At 46.5% G+C, this 22,685-nt stretch carries 21 protein-coding genes and 1 pseudogene; 6 read left to right on the forward strand and 16 right to left on the reverse strand.

Going from position 1 to position 22,685, the window contains the following annotated elements; genetic code table 11:
* Positions 1 to 53 precede the first annotated feature (53 nt).
* The 5 genes from VSQ30_RS10235 to VSQ30_RS10255 form a co-directional block, all read right to left on the reverse strand.
* Positions 54 to 1,166 (reverse strand): ABC transporter ATP-binding protein, encoded by a 1,113-nt coding sequence (locus VSQ30_RS10235; protein WP_160644050.1) that lies wholly within the window; start codon positions 1,164 to 1,166, stop codon positions 54 to 56.
* 213 nt (positions 1,167 to 1,379) lie between these two features.
* Positions 1,380 to 2,138, reverse strand: coding sequence for a pseudouridine synthase (locus tag VSQ30_RS10240; RefSeq protein ID WP_334463877.1), 759 nt, complete (start codon positions 2,136 to 2,138; stop codon positions 1,380 to 1,382).
* A 120-nt stretch (positions 2,139 to 2,258) separates the two neighbouring features.
* On the reverse strand, positions 2,259 to 2,927 hold the full coding sequence (locus VSQ30_RS10245; protein ID WP_334463880.1) for a DUF4830 domain-containing protein: 669 nt from the start codon (positions 2,925 to 2,927) through the stop codon (positions 2,259 to 2,261).
* A gap of 171 nt (positions 2,928 to 3,098) precedes the next feature.
* Positions 3,099 to 3,698, reverse strand: a complete 600-nt coding sequence (locus VSQ30_RS10250) for a 4'-phosphopantetheinyl transferase family protein (protein ID WP_334463883.1) — start codon at positions 3,696 to 3,698, stop codon at positions 3,099 to 3,101.
* Complete coding sequence (locus VSQ30_RS10255; protein WP_334463885.1) at positions 3,695 to 5,086, reverse strand: MATE family efflux transporter; 1,392 nt, start codon at positions 5,084 to 5,086, stop codon at positions 3,695 to 3,697. Before VSQ30_RS10255 ends, VSQ30_RS10250 begins: the two co-directional genes overlap by 4 nt.
* A gap of 180 nt (positions 5,087 to 5,266) precedes the next feature.
* Here VSQ30_RS10255 and VSQ30_RS20775 point away from each other — a divergent pair, with 180 nt between their 5' ends.
* Positions 5,267 to 5,530, forward strand: a complete 264-nt coding sequence (locus tag VSQ30_RS20775) for a hypothetical protein (protein WP_502876231.1) — start codon at positions 5,267 to 5,269, stop codon at positions 5,528 to 5,530.
* A gap of 151 nt (positions 5,531 to 5,681) precedes the next feature.
* Here the strand turns inward: VSQ30_RS20775 and VSQ30_RS10265 are convergent, their stop codons facing one another.
* Genes VSQ30_RS10265 through VSQ30_RS10285 form a run of 5 tightly spaced genes read right to left on the reverse strand, consistent with a single transcriptional unit; the run spans position 5,682 to position 12,038 of the window.
* Complete coding sequence (locus VSQ30_RS10265) at positions 5,682 to 7,691, reverse strand: DUF5050 domain-containing protein (protein ID WP_334463890.1); 2,010 nt, start codon at positions 7,689 to 7,691, stop codon at positions 5,682 to 5,684.
* Entirely contained in the window at positions 7,667 to 8,908 is a 1,242-nt protein-coding gene (locus VSQ30_RS10270; RefSeq protein ID WP_334463891.1) for an ABC-2 transporter permease family protein, read from the reverse strand. Before VSQ30_RS10270 ends, VSQ30_RS10265 begins: the two co-directional genes overlap by 25 nt.
* The gene (locus VSQ30_RS10275) at positions 8,905 to 9,771 is read right to left on the reverse strand and encodes an ABC transporter ATP-binding protein (protein WP_334463893.1); all 867 of its coding nucleotides are present in this window, start codon (positions 9,769 to 9,771) and stop codon (positions 8,905 to 8,907) included. Before VSQ30_RS10275 ends, VSQ30_RS10270 begins: the two co-directional genes overlap by 4 nt.
* A 6-nt stretch (positions 9,772 to 9,777) precedes the next feature.
* Positions 9,778 to 10,998, reverse strand: a complete 1,221-nt coding sequence (locus VSQ30_RS10280; protein WP_334463895.1) for a hypothetical protein — start codon at positions 10,996 to 10,998, stop codon at positions 9,778 to 9,780.
* 2 nt (positions 10,999 to 11,000) lie between these two features.
* Positions 11,001 to 12,038: a hypothetical protein gene (locus VSQ30_RS10285; RefSeq protein WP_334463897.1), complete on the reverse strand. Its 1,038-nt coding sequence runs from the start codon at positions 12,036 to 12,038 to the stop codon at positions 11,001 to 11,003.
* A gap of 438 nt (positions 12,039 to 12,476) precedes the next feature.
* On the opposite strand from VSQ30_RS10285, the gene VSQ30_RS10290 reads away from it, so the two are divergent.
* From VSQ30_RS10290 to VSQ30_RS10300, 3 genes are all read left to right on the forward strand, one after another.
* A complete protein-coding gene (locus VSQ30_RS10290) occupies positions 12,477 to 12,854 on the forward strand; it encodes a TnpV protein (protein ID WP_334463898.1) in 378 nt (125 codons plus the stop codon).
* Between the two features lie 160 nt (positions 12,855 to 13,014).
* Positions 13,015 to 13,398, forward strand: coding sequence for a BlaI/MecI/CopY family transcriptional regulator (locus tag VSQ30_RS10295; RefSeq protein WP_334463899.1), 384 nt, complete (start codon positions 13,015 to 13,017; stop codon positions 13,396 to 13,398).
* Positions 13,395 to 15,980: a M56 family metallopeptidase gene (locus tag VSQ30_RS10300; protein ID WP_334463900.1), complete on the forward strand. Its 2,586-nt coding sequence runs from the start codon at positions 13,395 to 13,397 to the stop codon at positions 15,978 to 15,980. The genes VSQ30_RS10295 and VSQ30_RS10300 overlap by 4 nt, the downstream gene beginning before the upstream one ends.
* Before the next feature lie 51 nt (positions 15,981 to 16,031).
* Here VSQ30_RS10300 and VSQ30_RS10305 read toward each other — a convergent pair whose 3' ends face one another.
* Together VSQ30_RS10305 and VSQ30_RS10310 are read right to left on the reverse strand one after the other, a co-directional pair.
* Positions 16,032 to 16,373: a plasmid mobilization protein gene (locus VSQ30_RS10305; RefSeq protein ID WP_334463901.1), complete on the reverse strand. Its 342-nt coding sequence runs from the start codon at positions 16,371 to 16,373 to the stop codon at positions 16,032 to 16,034.
* A gap of 156 nt (positions 16,374 to 16,529) precedes the next feature.
* Positions 16,530 to 16,745, reverse strand: a complete 216-nt coding sequence (locus VSQ30_RS10310; RefSeq protein WP_334463902.1) for a helix-turn-helix domain-containing protein — start codon at positions 16,743 to 16,745, stop codon at positions 16,530 to 16,532.
* A gap of 173 nt (positions 16,746 to 16,918) precedes the next feature.
* Between VSQ30_RS10310 and VSQ30_RS10315 the strand changes: the two genes are divergently transcribed.
* Both VSQ30_RS10315 and VSQ30_RS10320 read left to right on the forward strand, forming a co-directional pair.
* The gene (locus VSQ30_RS10315) at positions 16,919 to 17,602 is read left to right on the forward strand and encodes a helix-turn-helix domain-containing protein (protein WP_502876232.1); all 684 of its coding nucleotides are present in this window, start codon (positions 16,919 to 16,921) and stop codon (positions 17,600 to 17,602) included.
* Between the two features lie 95 nt (positions 17,603 to 17,697).
* Positions 17,698 to 18,996, forward strand: coding sequence for a tyrosine-type recombinase/integrase (locus VSQ30_RS10320; protein ID WP_334463904.1), 1,299 nt, complete (start codon positions 17,698 to 17,700; stop codon positions 18,994 to 18,996).
* A gap of 126 nt (positions 18,997 to 19,122) precedes the next feature.
* On the opposite strand, the gene VSQ30_RS10325 is transcribed toward VSQ30_RS10320, so the two are convergent.
* From VSQ30_RS10325 to VSQ30_RS10340, 4 genes and pseudogenes are all read right to left on the reverse strand, one after another.
* Positions 19,123 to 19,722: a type 1 glutamine amidotransferase family protein gene (locus VSQ30_RS10325; protein WP_334463905.1), complete on the reverse strand. Its 600-nt coding sequence runs from the start codon at positions 19,720 to 19,722 to the stop codon at positions 19,123 to 19,125.
* A gap of 42 nt (positions 19,723 to 19,764) precedes the next feature.
* The gene (locus VSQ30_RS10330; protein ID WP_334463906.1) at positions 19,765 to 21,048 is read right to left on the reverse strand and encodes a HAMP domain-containing sensor histidine kinase; all 1,284 of its coding nucleotides are present in this window, start codon (positions 21,046 to 21,048) and stop codon (positions 19,765 to 19,767) included.
* Entirely contained in the window at positions 21,036 to 21,710 is a 675-nt protein-coding gene (locus VSQ30_RS10335) for a response regulator transcription factor (RefSeq protein ID WP_334463907.1), read from the reverse strand. Before VSQ30_RS10335 ends, VSQ30_RS10330 begins: the two co-directional genes overlap by 13 nt.
* Before the next feature lie 207 nt (positions 21,711 to 21,917).
* Positions 21,918 to 22,666 (reverse strand): annotated as a pseudogene (locus tag VSQ30_RS10340) (transposase).
* Positions 22,667 to 22,685: the final 19 nt, after the last annotated feature.

Genomic DNA, 22,685 nt, shown 5'->3' on the forward strand with positions numbered 1-22,685 from the left:
AAAAAACCGGGAAGAGCGGCAAGGCTCCCCCGGTTTACCCTCTGTATAATCTGTCAGTTTAAAACAGCGTTTTCCGTTTCTTTATTAAAGATATGTATTTTCTCCAGATCAAAGGCAACGGGGCGCTTGTCCCCCGGTTTTGCAGGGGTGTCGGAAGGCACACGGGCGGTCAGGCTGCCGCCTTCGCAGGTAAGATACAGGTAAGTTTCCGCACCCATCAGCTCCGCAACCTCTACTGTGCATTCCACATGGGCACCCCCTGCCTTTTGGAGAAAGCTTTCCTCATCATGCACGTCCTCAGGACGGATGCCCAGCACTACCGTTTGGCCCGCAAGGGCCTCCAACTCCGCCCCCTGCGCCTTATGCCCGGGTATTGGCATCACGCAGCCCCCAAAGGACAACGTGTACCCTTCCCCGGATTTTCCCAGCACCGCGTCTATAAAGTTCATCTGAGGAGAACCCATAAACCCGGCTACAAACTGGTTTACCGGCTTTTCATAGAGGTTTTTAGGAGTATCTACCTGCTGGATAAGGCTATCCTTCATTACCACAATACGATCGCCCATGGTCATGGCCTCAGTCTGGTCATGGGTGACATAGATAAAGGTGGTGCCCAGGGTTTTGTGCAGCTTGGCAATTTCTGTGCGCATCTGGGTGCGCAGCTTGGCGTCTAGGTTGGAGAGAGGCTCGTCCAGCAGGAACACCTGGGGATCCCGCACAATAGCCCGGCCCAGGGCCACACGCTGCTGCTGTCCGCCGGAAAGCTCCTTGGGCTTGCGATCCAGCAGGTAGAAAATATCCAGGCGCTTAGCAGCGGCTTCCACCCGCTTGCGGATTTCTTCCTTGGGAAGCTTGCGCAGCTTCAGGCCAAAGGCCATGTTTTCAAAGACGTTCATGTGGGGATACAGCGCGTACCGCTGGAACACCATGGCAATATCCCTGTCTTTGGGCGCTACGCCGTTTGCCAGAGTGTCCCCGATGTACAGTTCCCCGTCTGTTATTTCCTCCAGGCCGGCTATCATCCGCAGGGTAGTGGACTTGCCGCAGCCAGAAGGCCCTACCAGGATGATAAACTCCTTGTCCGCTATTTCCAGATTAAAGTCGGACACTGCCGTAACGCCGCCGGGGTATACCTTTTTGATATTTTTCAAGGTTACGCTTGCCATAAAAACCGCCCCGCAGTACAAGCTCCGCACAGAAAAGGCTGTACCGCTCCTTTCCTAAATTTCATTGTTGGATTGCCTGATATAACCAGATGGAAGAAAATATATTATTTTTTTATATTCTCACACAACCCTTTGTATAAGTATAGCAAAAATCGCAAGAAGGGAATAGATTTGTTTTGCCCAAAGTTTTTTTCCGGTATTTAGACAATTCCGCTAAACATCTCCTGGAGAGGGGCTGTTCTCCGCCGAACCAGCCATGTCCTGCTGGAAGATGGCGGCTGTTTCGGCAGCTTCCAGCAGCTTGCACTGGCCAGGCTCCAGGGAAGGATCCAGGCGCAGCCTGCCGATTTTCAACCGCTTAAGTTCCAGCACCTGGTTTCCCACCGCCTGGAACATCCGCTTTACCTGGTGAAACTTCCCCTCCCGTATCTCCACATAGGCGGCATTTGCCTCCTCCCCCGGCAAGGCGTAGAGTTTTGCCGGGGCAAAAGCCGTCCCGCCCTGGGAGATGCCGCCGGCAAAGGCATTGATGTCCTCCGGGGAGACGGGCCTTTCCAGCAGCGCCCGGTACAGCTTGTACACATGGCTTTTGGGAGACAGCATCCTGTGGGCAAAGTCTCCATCGTCAGTGATAATCAGCAGACCGGTGGTGTTTTTGTCCAGCCGCCCCGCTGGGAACAGGCCCCGCCGGGAAAGGGCTGGGGGCAGGAGATCCAGCACTGTGGGGGCCTGCCTGTCCTCTGTGGCGGAAAGCACCCCGGCAGGCTTATGCATCATGATATATAAATACTGCCTGTATAAAATTTCCTGCCCCTCTGCCGTTACCCTGTCCCTGCCTGGTTCCAGCTTCTGGGCAGGGCTTTGGGCCTGCACCCCGTTAATCTGTACCAGCCCGGCCCGCACCAGCTTTCCGGCTTCCTTCCGGCTGCATACGTTCTGGGATGTGAGGAATTTATCAAGACGCTCCGGCATAGTGGTGCCTCCTTAAAAATTACATGCAGTTCTGCCCGGAAAACAGGCAAAGGCTGGGGCCGCTGCCCCAACCCTGCCCTTTGAATTTATGCGCACACTCCAGTTTTATGGATTATCGGTTCAGTCTGTGGGATAGGCCTCCTCCGGCAGAAGCTCTCCCCCGGTGGACTCTACCCCGCTTTCCTGCACAGGCTCTACGGCAGAGGCGGCCCCCTGGTCTGCCGCAGGAGCGCTCTCTGCCGGAGCGCTTTCCACAGCCGCCGGGGCGCTGCTTGCAGAAGCTTCATTCTGCCTGCTGCCAGTGTTGTTTACGGCAGTCTCTCCATAGCGGGCGCTGTCCGGTGCAAAGCCATGCATGAAGCCATCTACCTCTGCACAGGCTACGTCGCCGCCAATGACAATGCGACCGTATACCAAGAGGGTGGCGAACACCTCGGTTTTTTCCGGGTAATTTGTAATCCGGTATTTATACTGTGTGCATACCTGCCCGGCATAGGGTAGCAAATCAAAGCCCTGGGCCTGCTGCATGGCATTGTATGCTGTGTACACATCGTTAAACTCGGCGGGGATCATGACCTCCCGGGTTTCCGCAGCCTGAGCCTCCACCTCCCAGCCAAAGGACTGGAGGAAGGCGACGCGCTCCTCGTTTGTCTCCCCCACGATTTCCTGGGGCTGCTGAGGCTCCTGCTCTTTCTCCATACGCAGGAATATACACGCCCCCACCACTACCGCAGCCAGCACCAGAAAGGCTATAACCCGCTTTTTGTTTGCTTTCAGGGATACCACCATTTTGCACCGTTCCTCTCTGTTTATAGTCGGGGAAACCGAATGGCTTCAGCTTCTCCGGGCAGGTATGTCACCCGGGCCAAGGCTCTTGCGGCCTTTTGGCCCGCTGACTGTAATCCTGTGACATTGATATGAGAGGACAACGGCTTCTATGCTATTCTCTTTACTGATTTTCTACTGTGGATCCTCTCTCAGGTTGAGGAGATGAAAATCTACCGGGCAGATCTCCATTGCAAAAGGCTGCTCCCCGCACTGGGAGATGGAATATCCCTCCCACACAGCCGTGCGGAAAAAGGCCTCGCCTCCCTCCAAAAAGGGCTGTCCTCCCTCCAAAAAGGGCTGTCCTCCCTCCAAGCGGAAGCGGAGTGTTTCTGCCCCTTGGGCAAGGCCCAGGCCTGTAAGCTTCATATAGCTTTCCTTTAATGTCCACAAGGTGGTGAAAGCCCTGTCAGGGCTGGAAGAGGACAGGGCCTCCTCACGCTCCTCTGGGGTGAACACCCGCTCCCGCAGCCTGGGAGAAAAGCTGCGCAGGTATTCCCCGTCTGCGCCAGTGTTCCACTCCTCCACTGCGCACAGCACAAGGCCCTTTGTGTGGGAAAGGCTGAAATGGGGGCCGTTTTCCAAATAAGGCTTTCCATGAGGCCCAAAGCGCAGGGAATCTGCAAGCCGGGAGGCCTTCTTCCCCAGGGCTAGGCCCAGCAAAGCCCAGGCAGCCTTGTGCAGGAATGCTTTCTGCCCTGCCGGAACCTCCGGCACCCGGGCGAGATATATCATGGGGCGTCTCCCCCGGAAGCAGGCGCTTCAAACAGCCCTTCCCGGGTGATATTTTTCAGCCATTTGCCGCTGCGGTAGTGCTTGATAACCCAAGGCCATTTAACAAATTCGTCTGTACACAAAAGGAAATAGACCCACACAACTGGCAGCTCCAGCACAAAGGCTGCCAGGAAACCTAACGGCACCGCATATACCCACATGTCCAGTATATCGCAGATGAGGCCAAAGCGGCTGTCTCCTCCGGCCCGGAACACCCCGGCAATAAGGGTGGTGTTGACCGCGCCGCCAATGATGTAATAGGAATTGATCAGCAGCATGGTGCTTAAATATCCCATGGCTGTGGCAGAAAGGTCGGCATACTGCAGCACCAGAGGACGGATGCCCAGGATGACAAGCCCTCCCAGCACGCCGCCTATAATGGTGAGACCCAGCACCTTTTTCGCCCCCTGCTTTGCCTCCTCCAGCCTGTTTTCCCCTATCATCTGTCCTAAGAGGATGCCTCCGGCGTTGGCCTGCCCGAAACACAGCACAGAGCCGAAGTTGCGCACCACGTTGGCAAAGGAGTTTGCCGCCACAGCCTCGGCGCTGAGGTGGCCCAGGATAACCGAATACATGGAAAAGCCCACGCCCCATACCACGTCATTTAATAGGGCAGGCAGGGAGAGCCGGACAAAATCCGCCATAAGCAGCTTGTTGCGCACAAAGAGGGTAGAAAATTTCAGCTTTATGTTCTGGCTGCGGCGGGACACCACAAAGCACAGCGCCAGCTCTACCACACGGGAAGCAGAGGTGGCAATGGCCACGCCGATAACTCCCAGCCGGGGCGCGCCAAAAAGCCCGAAAATGAACACAGCATTTAAAATCACGTTAAGGCCTACTGCCACTGTGTTCAGTATTGTACCAATGGCCACCCGCCCCACGCTGCGCAGGACAGAAAGGTATACCTCGATGATGCCCCAGCACAGATAGCTGACGCTGAGGATGCGCAGGTAACCTGCGCCCAGGCGGATAAGCTCCGGGTCATTTGTGAAGATACCCATCATAAATTCCGGCACCGCCACTGCGACTAGGGCAAAGAGAGCTGCAAAGCCCATGGAAAACCGCAGGGCAATGCCCTGCACTGTCTCCACCGCCCGTATGTCTCCTTTGCCGAAGTATTGGGCGCAGAGCATGGTGGCTCCAGTGCCCAGGCCATAAAACACCATGAACAGCACGTTTGCGTACTGGGAGGCCAGCGATACTGCCGCAATGGCAGACTCCCCCACAAAGTTGAGCATTACCACGTCCACAGAGTTTACAGCGGCGTTTAAAAGATTTTGCAGCATGATGGGTATCATCAGCTTGCATATTTGTTTATAAAACGGATCGTTCCGCAGTCTGGAAAGCACTTCCCCATCCCCTTTTGCTATAAAGCTTCCGGTTCAGTATAGCAGGCCCGCCTTGCCCTGTCAATCGTTCCGGCATTTTTTCTACGCAGAGAAATATGGAGTTAGCCGAGCCAGCTGGAAGTATAACAAGAGCCGGTCATATATCTATTTCTGCGTGCTCTTGGTATCCACCGCAAACTCATGCGCCCTTACACGCCCAGGCATAATGGCAAAGTGGAGCGCAGCCCCCGGGAAGACCAGAAACGCTTTTATTCTGTCCACTCTTTCTTCTCTCTGGCTGACTTTGAGAAACAGCTTGCTGCCCATAACCACAGCTCCAACAACTTATCGACGCGTCCCCTCGTCTGGCTTTCTACTCTCAAATCCCTTGTCCAATTTGTTTCGCAAACCATAAGTATAATCATTATAATTGGTATCAGTATAACGATTGCCCTTAGTAGATAAGCAATAATAAGTCGTTTGAGCTTTTTTCTTTTTCTGAGCCTTATCCTCTTTCTGTGTTTTTTCTTATTCATTGTTGCATTTGTTCCTTATCCTCTTTCAAAACATATTTTCACATAGGAAAATCAAAAAACAGTCACGAATTAGGAATTGCTCAACGACTTTTTGATAAAACGATGTTCTCCCCGCTTTCTTTTGCTAATATATAAATGTTGCCAGCATCACAAGTAACCGACATTGCGGGCGTATCGCTAATCAACCTTTTGTTGCTCCCATCCTTGTTGCAGGAATATACACGGTTTCCGTCTGTTCTGGATACATAATAAATCGACTGCTCATCCATACAGAAATCATATGCAACTACTTTTTCATAAGTAAAAGTTTCGCCGCTTAGAACATGATACTTTGTTAAAACCGATTGCTCGTTTTTGTAAAAAATGTTTTCTCCATCGAATGAGATATTTCCACTTGTAGGGATGTCAAGTTTTGTAATGCCTTTCGTGAAACGGTTTACTTCTGTTATACCATCATTGCCAATGAAAAATATGCTGTCATCATTTATGAAAAAATCGTAATGGAACTCTAAAAACTTCCATTTATCACCCGTCTCATAATCAATGCCAAAGAGGGAGCGACCAGAATTTGTAATCTGCTCAAAAACGATTTTTTCTTCAAAGGTATCTAAATTAAGTTCTATCACCGACACCTTTGTTATACTGCTGTTATAGTTTCCGACACGGTTCACATGGCTTTCCGTAACCGATGTCGTATAATAGAGATATGGTGAACACACACAAAACGCACATACCTTTTCTTCATCAGAAAACGCCCCAAACATAGGTGAGCGTACTAAATGAAGCATTTCTCCCGTGGAAGTGTTTTTAAGATAATAATCAAAAGTTTCTGCGTCCTGTGTTATTTCATAGCCCATACAATCATATTCCGCCGATGAATTATAAATAAAATTCTGGCTTTTTCCACTATCTGAACATCCTGTCATTGTCATTACGAAACTAAGTATGATAGCAAGAGTCGGTACATTTCGCATTTTCCTTGTTTTCATTTGCCATTTGTTAGAATTGCTCCGCAAAATCCAAGCGGCAGCCAAAATACATAAGAATACAGATACTGAAAACAAAATCAGCAGTGTAATAGTATGAATCTCTGCAAAAACAATTTTCTCATCACCTGTAAAAGCATCGCTTGAAACAATATCTCCTGCAAAAAAGTCTGTTCCGAGCAGAAATGGCAAAGGCAGCGGCAGGCGGTATATAATTGTTTTGGATAGACCTACATAGGGAATAATGACCGATACTGCACCTGCAAGCAGGGTCACCGCATATTTTTTTGCCAAAACAGAAATAAACATAAGTAGTATTGCTAAAAACACGCTGCCAAAAAGACGGAGCAATCCTATATATACATATCCCTCAAATAAAGTTATGCTTTTGCTGCTGCCTGCAAAGTAACTAAGGCTTTGGATGGGATAATTCCCATTAGGCAGTCCATATTTGAGGCTGTAAAATCCGTATTCAATGAGCGATATGCTTACGCACATCAAGAGGACGCACGAAATAACAATGAGCAGCTTATGCAAAGAGCTTTTTCGTCCCTCTTTTGAGGTCAAAATCAAAGCGTCCATCTGGCAGCTATACTCGGAACAGAATACGGGTGTAACCAAAAGCAAAATGCCAAGGAACAAGACAAAATTAAGCGTACCTCCGCCAAGAAGTCCCGTCCATCCGTTTGTTTGAAGAAAATAACGGTTTTCAGCATTTTCGCAGGTGTAGAGATATTGCTGATATATGACCTCAAATCCATTTTGATGTTCCAGAACATTTTCGATTTCTTGGCTCTCTTTTTTATATTCACTTTCACTGATTTTGCCATCATAGTAGCTTTCCAAAAGACAGCTTTTCTTCCCCTTGGCTTCTACAATTCTCTCTGCCTCCTGTTCCAGATAGAGAGAGGATTCATCCGTACAGTATCCATTTACCTTTTCAAGATACCATTCATATTCACTTTTGTACTGTTCCATTGCACTATTATAAGGATTGTCTGATGCAACGAGCCAAATGGTGCCAAGTAATAGAACAAGGGCGATATAGCAAAGTCCTTTTTGGTGGAGCATCATCTTTTTTATTTCGTACATGAATCCAGACATTTTATCCTCCTGTCCCGGCAATGACAATTCTTCTTAGAAAGTATAACCATTATCGTTATTACAGCCATTCCCACTATTACGGCAAAAATAATAGCTCCCAAAAAACTTTGTATTGGATAGCCCGCAAAACCGATAAATTCAGTCTTGCCGAACAGAATGCGGTTAGTGAGCAGCGAGTATGGGTTTATTATCTTTAGCCAAATATTGCTTGAATAACTCTGTGACGCACCTGTAATAATCAAACATAAGGCTACTCCAAAGTCAGCCACAAATGGGATAAGAGCGTTACGCCAAAACATGGAAACTAATAGGAATACCATACTCATAGTCCATATGCCGATTGCTTTTGTAATTGCGGATAGAATTACATATTGCCACAAATTGCAGTTTACCGCAGCCGCACTGAAATTGCTGATGGCATACAAAGGAAGATTATATCCCTCCATTGTTCCAAATGAAAAGGAAAAGCCAAGATAATCCAGCACGGAAAACCATATTACAACACTTATTACAAATAAAGTAACTGCAACAATTTTAGCTAATACGGTTTTTTTACCGCCATTAGGGTTCGTCAGTAACAGCATATCCATCTGCGTTTCCTTTTCATAGACGAAAGTGCTGATAATCCCGTATAAACAAAGGAGTAAAACCAATATATTTGAAAAATCATAGTTCAAATAATAGTTATACATTTCCTGATAGGCAAAAGCTGGTATATTCCGTCCAGAATAAAGATTGTAAATTACACTGTTTTTACGCACTTCAAAGTTAAGTCCTTGTTCCTTATAAAATGCAGCATTTTCTTTTGCCTTTTTTGCCACTTCCGAAGCAAAGTTGCGATAATTATAGAAATATTCCATAGGCTGTACATAGTATTTTTCTAAGATGTTTTCGTCACTATATATATTTCCCGTCATCGTATTCGGATCATCTGTGGCTGTGCTTGCCGTCATATCAGCCGTAGCATCTGCTAACGGCTGATACAGGTCAAGAAGATTATTGATTTTATCGGTAGTTATCTCTCCACGATATTTTTCATAGAGCTGCCAATACACGCTGTTCCAACTGCGGCTGTCCTTCCCGTCTGCCAAGTAGGAATAGGAATGAAATTCATTATTTATTCTGAACAGGTTTATTACGCTGAACAGAATAAGTATAACAAGTATTGACCGCTTGCAAAACAATTTGTAAAATTCATATCTGATTAAGCGTGTCATTTTTTCTCTCCAAAATAATATAAAAATACATCTTCCAAGTTAGGGGAAGCTTTTACTGCGTTTGTTGCGGGCGAGCTATCGCTTACAATTCTTACTGAAAAATTTTCGCCCTGCTGCTTCATATTACTGACATAATATTTGTTGCTAAGACAGGCAGCCTCTTTGGCGTTTGTTGTCACTTCCCACACTTTACCATAGATACTCTGTTCTAATACGTCGGTAGTTCCTTGCGTAATCAAAGTGCCTTCTTTGAGAATAATAATCTCTTTTGCAATACACTCGACATCAGAAACGATATGGGTAGCCAGCAAAATCGTCCGTCCCTGTGCAAACTGTGAAATCAAATTGCGAAAGCGGATGCGTTCACTTGGGTCAAGTCCTGCCGTAGGCTCGTCTAAAATAAGGATTTTAGGGTCGCCTAACATTGCCTGGACAATGCCGACTCTCTGCCGCATACCACCAGAAAGTGCGCCAATCTTTTTATCTTTCGCATCTAAAAGGTTGACAATGCCCAGAAGCTTAAAAGCCCGTTCTTTTCCTTGTTCAGCAGGGATTCCTTTTAACGCACACATATATAACAGGAAATCCATTACCGTAAAATCCCGATAGAAGATAGGGTATTGCGGCATATATCCGATTTTTGATAAAAAGTCTTTGCCCATTTTTTTTGCATCTTGACCGTCTATCAAAACAGTTCCATTATCGCTGCCCAAAATGCCGACAAATATATTTATCAGCGTTGTTTTTCCTGCGCCGTTAGCCCCTAAAAGTCCATAGACACCCTCCGAGAGTTCAGTGGTAAAATCCTTTAAGGCATATTTACCTTTATACTGTTTTGAAATATTCTGAAATGATACTTTCATATATAATCACCCCTTAAAGCCAAATGTTGTGATCAAGGTGCTTACTTCACTAATACCTCGCCCAAGCACAACGATACAGGTGCCTGATTCATCCAAAATTAAAATCTGCGGGACACGCAGGAAATAAGTACTGTTGTTGTCCTTGACTGTTTCAGTATGGATAACTTTTCCCGATGCTGTATCATAAATATTTATTGTTACGCTGGCTTCTCCCAAAATGGAAGTAGCAACATATTTCCCTTGCTCAGAGCAGAAAACCCCGTCTTTTCCTTCGCTGCTGCCTGAGAATGTAATCTTTTTTTCTGTATTAGATGCAGTATCAAGCATTAGCAGCGTTCCATTATTTTTGTTAAAGCTCTGGGGCATGACAAGTAAGTTCCCGCCCTTTTGTACTTCTTCAACATCCACTTCATAATCGGCTTTTTGGGTGATACTAAGACTTGCATTGTCTGTAGATACCGTTCCGTAAACAGAGACTCCATCCCCGCCATTAGAGCTTATTCCCATGCCTACATAAGTTAAAGTTTTATCTCCTGTAAATGTAAGACTATCTATCGTTACAATCTCCATATTATTTGCCCTGCTATTTTCAGAATAGCTCAGAATGGTATGTACCTTTTGGGAAGAAGTATCATAGAGGTAAAGTCCTTGTAATCCGCCGAAAGCGATCTGCTTTCCGTCCTGTGAAATGGCGACACTCGCCATTTGGAGGCCAAAATCATCATTTAGCAGCCCACGAAAGGAAATTGTATTCTCAACAACAAAATCCTTATTCAATAGGTATCCTTTTATTCCATTACTGCTTTGTGCCGTTGCAAACGAACCCGTGCTGCCGCTGCCATTTTCTTCACCGACAATGAAATACCCATCCGAATAAGGCTGCACACATAACTCATTCAAAAAAATATCCGCACTTGCTATAATCTCGCTTTTCCCAGTATCATAAAGATAGAGTTTATCTGCTGCAACAATAATCCGATTGCCATCGGCATAATAACAGCCGCTGACCTTTCCAGAGAAAGCCGAGCCATTAACTGTTCCAACCTTTGTATTATTGTCGCCGCTTTCATTTCCCGTTTTTTCCGATGTGTTATCTTTTTCGGACTGTGGCACATCTATGGAAATTCCGTTTTCAGAACTTTTCTCATTTTCCTGACTGTTACCACAAGCTGACAGATTAAGAGCTAAAGCGAGTATAAGCATAATGCACATAAATTTCGTTTTCATTTTCAGCCCTCCTTATATAGCAAAATTGAGCCTGTCTTATTTGTAGAACAATCATTGCTTGCAGCAACAGCTACCGCATAGAAAGTATTGAAATCATCTAATTTAGAGGTGTCTATGGTGGCTTCAATTACCCACACATTTCCTTTGCTTAATGTTGCATCGTATGAAATCACTTTATCAAACGATATAGGCTTATGATTTAAGAAGAATGATATGCCATACCTTGTACCCGGCGTTCCGCAAATCGTATAGCGCACTGTAAGTGTATCTTTATTGGTAAGATTGATATTGTCATACACTAATTCGCCATCATAGGAAATAGTCGAATAAACGCCGCTATCCAATGTATCCATAGTAATTCCATCCCAACCGTTTTTCACAAGCTCATTCTCAATAAAAGAAGAAGTGATTTTTTCTTCTGCAACGCTGACATCACGAAAAATATTTTCACTTTCTCCATAAAAGATATCGCTGTCTGGAGCATCCCCATTAAAATGCAGTTTCAGCACTCTTTCAAGGTGTTGGTGATACCAGCCGTAACTTGATGTTTCTTTCATATCGGGTTGGAAAGCAGGCTTGGTAATGCTCATGATTGTAATATTTAAGGTATCCCCTTTTTTTCCCGTGTTCGGTGTAAACACAAACGAAAATTTTTCTTCATGCTTTTCTGATGTTTGGAAACAATGGAGATACTCATATTCCGCCCTCGCATCATTCACCTTGTACGCCTGCGGCTTTCCGTCCAAAAAGAGCAGGAACCCTATGTTATCCAATTTTCCCTGTGATACAAACTGATAGTCCAAGGTAAATTCTCCGCCGTTATACTCATACGGTAAAACACTCTGGTCTTCCGCTCTGGTGGGACTCGCTTCCTCGTGGCTGAGAAAACCTAAAGAGCCATCTTCCTCTGATTTGGTGAATGGATTTTCTTCCGTGTTTTGTGGGAGAGCTTTTCCGTTCTCTATGTTATAATTTCCGCAAGCTGTCATAGTGAATAGCAAGCCACAAATCATAACTAATGATAATATCCGTTTTCGCATTGTTTATCCTCCTGTCATGTTTGATGTATTTCAATTATAAAAGCCAAATGTCAAAATGCGGTCAAGGAATAGAAAATTACATAAGAAAAACCAACAAACTGTGATTTCTCACAAGCCTGCTGGTTCTGCGTCTTATGTGTCTTACTCTTTATGTATTTATGTTGCTCGATAAATGGGAATTTGAATACCACGATTTTATGAGCGTCTATTGCTCACCGTGGGTTTTCAATAAAATCCTCCAAAAGCCTTGAAAACAAAGGATTTTTCACAGTGTGTTCGCCTTATCCCTTTATTCGCTTCCACACAAGTTTACCCTTACCCTGACTATTCATAAGGGCAAAAGCAAGGGCAAGAAAACCTCGCAACAGGATATAACAGTGTGTGGCAATCGGAGAACTGTGACGTATGTGCGAATATATTATAGCGGAGGATTTCACTATGGACAAGTACATTTTTAACGAGAATAACAGCCTATGGTATGAACTCGTTGGCGACTACTATTTCCCCTGTCTGGCTGTACCCGCTGAAGAAAAACAGTCGGTCGGCGTGTGGGGTCAGCGGCACAAGCAGTATCTCAAAGAACACCGTCCAGCCCTGTATAACGCCTTGCTGTTGAGCGGCAAGCTGGACGGCTACCTTGCAGACATTGACCAGCAGGCACAGGAAATGATGAACCTAATCGTCCAGCAGATGGCCCAGGCCCAGGGTATCACCGAGGCGCTGAAATCTACCGACCAAATGGCCTGGGTCGGTATGATGAACAACATCCGAGCAAGTGCGACGGAAATTGTAAACACGGAAATCATATACTCATAAAGCAAAGTGGCGGCGGGGCAATGCCTCGCCGTCATTTTTGCCAATTTGATATTCTCATTTGCCACGGCGCTTTTTTGCAAAATGGTCTTGACAGAAAGGACAACACTGTGTTATATTTTTGCTGTCAACGGTTTGTTATACATCATGGGAGGGTGAATGTATGGTGCAGCAATTATCCGATGCCGAACTGGAAATTATGAAAATCGTATGGGGGAACCCGGAGGAGGTGACGCTGTTCCCCTATATCATGGATGGGCTGGCGGCCAGGGGCAAGCCGTGTCAGAAGAATACCCTGATTGTACTTTTGTCGAGGCTGATGAATAAGGGCTTTTTGAGCGCTAAGAAAATTGGCCGCCGCAACGAATATACCACGCTCGTTTCGGAAACAGAATACCAGACAACGCAGACGAAACATTTTCTGGATAAGATTTATGAGGGGAGCGTAAAAGGTCTGGTTTCCAATCTGATTTTGGGCGATCTGCTGGCAGACGGGGAATATGAGGAATTGAAACGGCTACTGGAGAAAGGAAGAGGGCAACAATGAACGCAGCTTTGAAAATATTCCTGTCTATGTCCTTTTCCGGCAGCTTGCTTATCTTGGCTCTGCTTTTGGGAAAACGGTTTTTGAAAGATAAAATCAGCCGACAATGGCAATATTACATTTGGCTGATTGTTCTTTTACGGCTGTTGCTCCCGTTCGGGCCGGAAGTAAGCCTGATGGGAAAAGCATATCAGGCTGTCGATCAGGCAATATCCCAGACCGTTCCTTTACCGCCGCAGCAAAATGCTCCGGGATACAATCTTGCCCCCGCTGTTGGGGCGGAGCAACACAATGAACCTGTGAATAGTCCTGCTGATGATATAACGACTGCCCACCAATTTCAAGATATTGGAGTGTTGTTAATCAATCATATCTGGCTGGTGTGGCTGGTGGCCGCGCTGGGTTTTCTGATACGAAAAATAACAATCTATCAGGGCTTTGTACGATATATCAAGGCTGGATTAACCCCGGTTTCTGACATTCAGCGGTTAAACGAACTTTCTATTGTCGCGGAGCAATTAGGTATCAAAAAGCCCATTGAATTATGTGTCAATCCGCTGGTTTCATCCCCGCTGCTGATTGGATTTTTCCATCCATGTGTTGTACTGCCCAGCGCAGACATTCCCGAAAAGGATTTTCGCTATATCGTCCTGCATGAGTTGACGCACTACAAACGGCGGGATATGTTCTATAAATGGCTGGTTCAAATTACCGTCTGCCTACATTGGTTTAATCCGTTGGTTCATCTTATGAGCCGGGAAATTACAAAGGCGTGTGAATTTTCCTGTGATGAAGCCGTTCTTGCCAAAATGGGGAGCAGCAACGCGCAAGACTATGGGAAAACCTTACTTGACGCTATGGTCGCAGTTGGGAGATACAAGGAAAATCTTGGCGCCGTTACTTTAAGCGAAAATAAAGAACTGCTAAAAGAAAGGTTAGGTGCGATTATGAAATTTAAGAAAAAATCAAAAGCAATTCAGCTTTTGACTGGTATGCTGACGTTATGTATTGTTTTTAGTGCAGCTTTCGTCGGGATTTATCCTACTGCCGCCGCTGCGGATGTGCCAAATTCGATAAATACAGAAAAATCCGTACCGCCGCTGTTTGATAATTCGCAAACAGCAGACAATTCGTCAGAAATGGAAACATTGGATTTTAAGGGAACATCCTATTATTTAGTTTATAATGAAGCCCAACTCAGAGCGATTGGCACAGGCAAGTACGGCATGAACCTGAATTATATGCAGCAAGCGGATATTTCCTTGTCCGCAGGTGACTGGGTTCCCATCGGAACATGGGATGACCCTTTTACAGGAACCTATAACGGCAATGGCTTTGAGATTACGGGCCTCACCATGACCGACCCGGACGCAAAGATCATAGGACTGTTTGGGGTTGCGAAAAATGCACATATTTACAACATTACCCTGCGGGACTATGACATCGCGAGTGCGGGAAAAAATGCCGCTAATAAGTCGGTTGGAGCAGTCCTTGCGATTGGGCAAGGGAGCCGTTCCTATGATAATTTTGTCTATCCCAAAGAAGCAGCCGTGAGCATTGAGGATAATTCTTCAGAGATAGAGCGGTATTATAAAGCCGACAGTTTGCCTCTGTTTGAAATCACTTTCTCCCGGCTGGACGAAAATGCTCAAAGGACATGGCTTGAAAAGCTCTATGCCGAGAGCGATTTCGCTTTCTTCTCTGTTGCTGTGCGCGGACTTGACTCAAATTCTCCTCTGCTTGCCGACTTTGCAGAAAAGGCATATACCGATGAAGAAATGGCGTTTTTCTCCACTTTAACGGACTGTATGGACGAAGCGGAACTGGAACTTTGGTTGGGCAGGGCTTTGGAAGATGGAAACTGGGCGTTTCAATCCATGCTCTATAATAAGCTAAACCGAGGCGAGGAATTTGACGAGTTGAAAGAGAAACAGGAGAAAGAATGGGCCGAAGCGCAGGCGGCGGAATACCGAGCGGCGGGCGTTACAATGAACGGCAAGGACTATTACTACCGAGGCCAGCTTGTCAACATCTTTTTGGACATCCGGCCCAACCAGTCCGTTTACACGTTGAATATGAACCCAAAAGGGACAGTTAATATCAAAATTGTCCGCAATATAAACAACAAAATCACGGGCGTCGCTTATATGACCGAAGCGGAGGTGACGGAACTGCTGGAGGATATGGACGATGACGATGATGACTGGCAGGAAACAGCCGGGGGCAGGATTTGGCATCCCCAGGTTCTTCCTGTCAACCTGGAAACAATGGCCAATGGGGAGATTGTATGGCTGGGAGAATACACACTGTCCGATGGGGACAGGATTTGGTATGACGTTTCAGCGGAAACAGGGAATGGCTTGCAGGTTGGCTTTGTCAAACCCGGGGATACCCATTTGAACACGATCTATTATTCTGTGAAGAATTTGCGTCAGGAAGATGAAACACTGGAATGTACTGCAAGTTTCACTGTTAAGCCGCCGGTAAAACCTGGAACATATAAATTGTTCCTCCGAGCCACAGACGGCGTTTTAGGAAATGTAACAGGCAGTATTTCTATCGGATTTGCGGCAAAAGCATCTTAACTACCTATGTATGCACCGCATGGCCTAATGGCTGTGCGGTGCTTCTTGCCGTCAGTCTTTCGTGTAGGCATCCACGATACGTACTTCCAATTCCCGGTTCCGCTCCATCGCCTTGCGGAGTTCCGGCACTTCCAGCAGACCCTTGGCGTTGGCAATGATGAGGATACGATTGAGGCTGGCCCCAACCCTGCGGACTTCATAAATCAGCTTCGGCACGTCAACGGAGGGGGCCTCCCTGATGGCAGCGCCGCTGATACACTGACGGATAAACCGCTCACGGGAACCTCTTACCCTGCTGACCTTTTCGTTGAGGTCGGCCAGCTCCTCGTCGGACAGACGGATGATGATTTGGTTCGTTCTGCTTCGCATGGATTCTCCTTTCTCCAGGGTCATAGGGGTGGAACCCCTGTCAAGCTGTATTGTGATAGCACAATACGTTGCTTGCTAAGACTGTACCACTTCCGACCCAACGCATTTTGCAAGTGCGTCCCCGCCGCCCCGGCTGCTCTTTTCAACCGGTGAATTTTGGGAGGACACGCCCAAAGTACGTCACTCGACCCGGCGGACGTCGCCCTCCCGGAGCAGGTTCCGCCCCTGGTTGACGGCCATGAACCGCTCCAGCGTGTCCCGCCGGATGATGGCCTTCCGGCCCACCTTCAGCACCGGCAGCTTGCCCCATTCCACCAGCTTCCGCATGGTGTTCCGCCCAATGCCCGTACACTCGGCAGCTTCCTCGATGGTCAGCCCCATTTTAACTGCGCTCATTCTGCACGCTCCTTTCTATTGAGCCTGTTTTGCAACTGCAACTCCGTCATTATACTCAAACCGCCGCTGTTTGTCAACTCGCTTTAAGGTGCTTCAAAAAATATTTTTGAAAATATATGAAATATAGGGTTGCAATTCAGACCTGATTGTGTTATACTCACACTCGATAGGAGGTGAACTTCTTGGATAACGCAGAAATGCTCACTCCAAAAGAGGTCGGCAAACGTATCAAAGAGCGCAGGAATGAAATCGGTATCTCTATGCCGGAGCTTGGACGGCGGGTGGGGGTCAACAAGTCCACCATCCAGCGGTACGAAACGGATGGGGTCAATCCCAACCGCAGCATGATTATCAACGGCTTAGCGGACGCCCTGCAAACCACCCCGGAATGGCTCACGGGCCTGTCCGAGGAAAAGGAAATCAAAGATGAGGATGGCCGAACCATCTGCGAGGGAGAGGTTTTAGACCATCTGAACAGCTTCTTGGACGCTGTAAGCAGGACAGTACAGCCGGAAGTCCAGCGGCGGTTCCTCACGTCCACACTTTGCCTGCTGATCGACCTGTTCTCTATCACCGCCCAGCACTACGGCAGGACGCTGAACGAAATCGACCGGCTGGCTGGGGATGAAGCCCTCAAAAAATCTATTCAGCAATACACCATCCACGTTGACGACATCATCGTGCCGGTCTATCGCCGGGAGATGGAGGCTCCTATCGAGGATATGAAGCGGTTCCTGGACGGGCTGTTACATATCTTCGACAAAGGGCGCACCAGGGTAGATACAGTTTACCTGTATAACATCCTGCATGAGGCCCAGGTGCGGCTGAACGCCGCCAATGATTCCGTGGCACCTTGACAACATAATATGCCGGGAAAACCCGGCAGAAATGATGGAACGCACATCATACGTCACAGGCCCGATTGCCACGGATAGAAAGGAGCATTTCATCTATGGCAAAAGGTTCTGTACGCAAAAAGGGCAAAAAGTGGTACTATCGTTTCTATATTGAGGACGAGAGCGGGCGGCAGGTACAGCGGGAGTTCGCCGGGACGGAGAGTAAATCCGAGACGGAGGCCCTGCTCCGCCGTGCGATGGAGGACTACGAGGCAAGAAAATTCGTGGCAAAGTCTGAAAACACCACCGTGGGACAGCTATTGGATATGTGGGTGGAAGAAGAACTGAAGCCCGGAAATCTCAGCAACGGCACCGTGATGGCCTATCAGGGGACGGTCAACCGTATCAAGCAGCACCCCATCGGAAATCGCAAGCTGAAAAGCGTCACCCCCGACCATCTGCAAGCCTACATCGACCTGCTCAGCTTCGGCGGGACAAACCCGGACGGGACAGCGGCAAAGGCGCTGAGTAAAGGGTACTTACGGCAGTATTCAGCAGTCCTGCAAGGGGCGTTCCGCTTTGCGGTGTTCCCCAAGCGGCTCATCAGCTTCAACCCCATGCAGTATGTGGTCTGGCGGGGGAAGAAAGAGGAATACGAGTTGTTCTCCCAGGAGGACGGGGACGCCCCGGCTGTGCCCACCCTCACCCATGAACAGTTCCAGGCGTTGGAGAACTTTCTGAAAAAGAAAGATAACCCGGCTCTGCTGCCCATCCAGATCGCCTACTACACCGGGCTTCGCATTGGGGAGGTCTGCGCCCTCACTTGGCAGGACATCAATCTGGACGAGCAGTACCTCACGGTGCGGCGGAGCATCCGTTACAACGGGGCGAGGCACAGGACGGAGATCGGGGCCACCAAGCGGAAGAAAGTCCGCACCGTGGACTTCTGCGACACGCTGGCGGCGATCCTGCGGAGGGCCAAAAAGGAGCAGATTGGGAACCGCCTGCGCTATGGGGAGCTTTACAGCCTGAACTACTGCACGGAGGTCAGGGAGAAAGACAGGGCCTATTACGAGGTCTACACCCTGCCCAGGACGGCGGAGGTGCCAGAGAGGTATCGGGAACTCTCTTTTGTCTGCCTCCGGCCTGACGGGGCCATTGAAACGCCGGGGACGGTAGGTATCATGTGCCGTCAGGCAAAGAAGAAAGTGCCGGGGCTGGAGGACTTCCATTTCCATATGCTCAGGCACACGTTCACCAGCAACCTCCTGTCCAACGGGGCGGCTCCCAAAGACGTGCAGGAGCTGCTGGGCCACGCCGATGTCAGTACCACGATGAACATTTACGCCCACGCCACAAGGGAGGCCAAGCGTACCTCCGCCCGACTGCTGGATAAGGTAGTCTGCGGGGAGTGAAAAAGTTTCCCTTGTTTCAGCCCATAAGGGCAAAAACAAGGGAAACTACATAAGGTTTGAACATTTAACCTGTGGGATGCCTTGACATATCAGGGTTCTAAAGGGATTTGACGGATAAACTGGAAGTTACATTTTAGGCATTGGAGCGATATAGAAGCCTAATTTGTGAAAGTTATACCAATCAGCGATTGTTTTTTCATCAGTTATATGTAATGCAAGCAAAATCTCTTTTGCAAATTCTAAAGGTGCCGTTCCATTAGCCGTTATCACATTTTTATCACAAACTGCCTGCTTCGCAATATAATTTGTTTCTCCAGTGTAATTCGTTTCTGCCCATTGTTTCAAATCATTCAAGTCATTACTTGTATGAGCAACATGGTTCAATATACCTGCTGTACCCAAAAATGCAGAAGCGTCACAGATTCCGCATAACAATTTTCCCCTTTGAAAGCAATCCTTTGCCAGTACCTTCATTGGTTGTGTATTTTCGCTTCTCCACGTCATCCCACCAATTAGAATAAGAGCTTCATAATCATTCGGAACAGATGCAACATCATAGTCTGGCAACACCTTAAATCCACCGATTGATTGAACGTAATCTTTTGATAAAGATACTGTTTTTATCTCATAGTTGTCTTGCCCTAACATAGAAATTGCAGATGAAATGTAAGCAGCTTCCCAATCTGCATATTGCTGCAAAATTACAAATAAAATTGTTTTTCTCATATTGTTCTCCTTTATCAATCACTTTTTACTCCAATAAAAATATCACTCTACTTTGTTGACTGCAAGTTTAATTGTTACAGAAGCTCCACTCGGAGTAACATTTGAAAGTTCTAAACATCCGCCGTGTTTCTGGCTAAGAACACGGCTTGTAGCCAATCCCAATCCCATATGTTCACCCGTTTTATCCTCAGAATAAAGAAAGGTATTCTTTTTGCGGAGCATTGCCTTTGAAAATCCTTTGCCGTCGTCTGTAATGGTTATAGTAAGTACATCATCAATAAATGTGTATAGGAAACTCACTTTGCTATTAGCATACCGAATGGCATTAGAAAAGATATTCTCAACAATACGGTAAAATATTTGCTCATCTAATTTTACTTGACATTCGGATACAGTAGAATGATATTCCATCTCCAAGCTATGCTGTCCTGCAATAAGTGAAAGGCTATCTGTAGCATTTTTCAAAAAATCTGGTAACTGAACGACAGAATACTTTGTTTCGGTTTCTTCAATGGTATTCAAATCACGAATATAATCTGTATAACGCTCAAGTCGTTTCGAGGTTATCGCAAGGTTGGATAGTGTATGCTGCAATTTCTCATCATTCAGACTTCCATTTGTAAAGCATTGCTGCATATATTCAACATAGCCCTCTATAATCGCAATCGGATTTCTGAGGTCATGTGCCACTGATGCCTGTAAAATTTTCCGCTGCTCAATCATATTCCATAGCTGTCGGTTGTTATCATACAAAGCTTGCCGCATTTCTTCAAAAGCTGTGCAGAGCCTGCCTAATTCATCGTTACTGTTATAAGCAATTGTAAAATCAAGGTCTTGCCCTTTTATATGCTTTGTTGCATCTGCAAGAATCTGAATTGGCGGCGATAGCTTTTGCCTATAAAACCACCATGCACATAGTATGATTCCTATAACTGAATAGATAAAAGGAAGCCCTACCATAGAAATGCTTATTGCCCTATATAGTAACTTTTGTTTCGGGCGGAGTGTGGAGAAGCTGGATTCTATTCTCTCTATTGTAAATTCTGTATCCCCTAACTTTTCTTCTTCCGATTTAGCGGGGGTAAGTATAGACACTTTAGAAGGTTCATCAAGTATCAATCTTTGCTTTGCCTCAGATACCGTCCCATCTGCCATAATAGTCTGTGTATGCAGCCAAATTTCCTGTGAGTCGGGGAGGATATTCTTCTGCACACGGTAACAGATATAAATTGTTAAAACAGAGGATGTAAAAACAATTATCATTGTAATGGCAACCGTCCAGATAAATGCACTTTTAATAGATTTTGCTTTCTTCATTTTTTCCATCTATATCCCATCCCCCAAACTGTTTCTATATATTCCTTCCCCGTAGCTTCAGCCAGTTTATTTCTGATTTTTCGGATATGCTCTTTTATAACATTGCTGTCGCCCTCAGCATTAAAGCCCCATACGGCTTCGTATATCCGTTCTTTATCAAATATCTGGTTAGCGTTACTCATCAGAAACTCGACAATATCAAATTCACGATTTGATAAGTTCAGCGACCTTTCTCCATAAAAAATTTTGCGTTCAGCAAGATTTGCAATTAAGCCTTGTGAAGATACGATTTTAGGAGTACACTTGCTTCTCTCGTCCCTCCGCAGGTGAGCCGCCACCCTTGCGGTCAATTCTTGTAAACTAAAAGGCTTGGTTATGTAGTCATCGCCGCCGACCTGCAAACCGTTTACCTTATCCTGTTCTGTAATGCGAGCTGTCAAAAACAAAATAGGGCAGGTGACATTATTACGGATAATCTTGCATAGCTCCAATCCGTCCATTTCGGGCATATTGATGTCAAGCAAAATTAAATCTGGATATATACTCAGCATTGATATTGCCTGCTCCGCATCTTCCGCTACAAAAGTCTCATATCCACAGTCCTGCAAGTGGCTTGATAATAATTCAGTCAGCATTTTTTCATCATCAACAATGAGTATCTTATATGCCATAGTAAAAACCTTCAGTCTAGGGCTTGTTTGAAAATAGAGGGAATGACGAATTTTTGGTCAGAGGTGGTCAGATTTCCGGAAAAAACCGCAAGTCCAACCTGTCGGTTGACAAGAATTTTTGACGCAGAAGATAACCGCTTATGGGCAAAAAGACGGTGTTTACGATTTTTCAAACAAGCCCTAATAAACAACAGACCTCCTGCGAAATTAGGCAAAGCGGTCAAAATCGCAGATACCAGCAATCAAAGAAAAGCGAAATGCGAAACGATGCCTGCGGTTGCGATAGCGTTCAGAGAGAATGCGAAACCTTTTGACAAAGCGGATGGCGTGTTCAACCAAGATACGTTCCCTTGAAATCTTGCGGTTATCTTTGCGTTCTTGTTTGGACAACGGATAATTCTTGGAACGCTTTTTCGGCAGGAGAGAATTGGCGTGTATCTGGCCAATTCCCTGGTATCCTGTATCCGCCTCCAACACCGTTTCTGCCTTGACATGGACATAGGAATCCTTGAATAGTTGAAAATCATGCCTCTTTCCGTTAGAAAATGCCAGTGCAATGATTTCTCCGGTTTGAAAGCTGACAAGCATCTGTGGTTTCAGTGTGTGCCGCTTTTTCTTTCCGGAATAGTATCGCTTTTGCTTTTTTAGGTCGTTCAATGGGCGATTCCGTTGCGTCAACCAGAATCACCTCATACTCGGCATCACTTTTCAGCGGCGCTTTCCGCTATTCCATAGCTGGCCGCTATATGGGCATAGGTACGGTATTCCCGCAGATACTCCAGGGTGGCCAACAGCAGATCCTCTATGCTCAGCTTTGGCGTTCTCCCACGGCGCCGGTGCTTTTCCGCATATCCTTTTTGCAGAATTTCTACCATCTTGTCAAATGTTGCCCGCTTTACCCCGGTAATTCTCCGAAATTTTGTGTTTGAATATTCCGCTAGCTTTTCGTATTTCATGCCTCTATTTTATCGCACT

The organism is Acutalibacter sp. JLR.KK004, assembly GCF_036941085.1.
Lineage (GTDB): Bacteria > Bacillota > Clostridia > Oscillospirales > Acutalibacteraceae > Acutalibacter.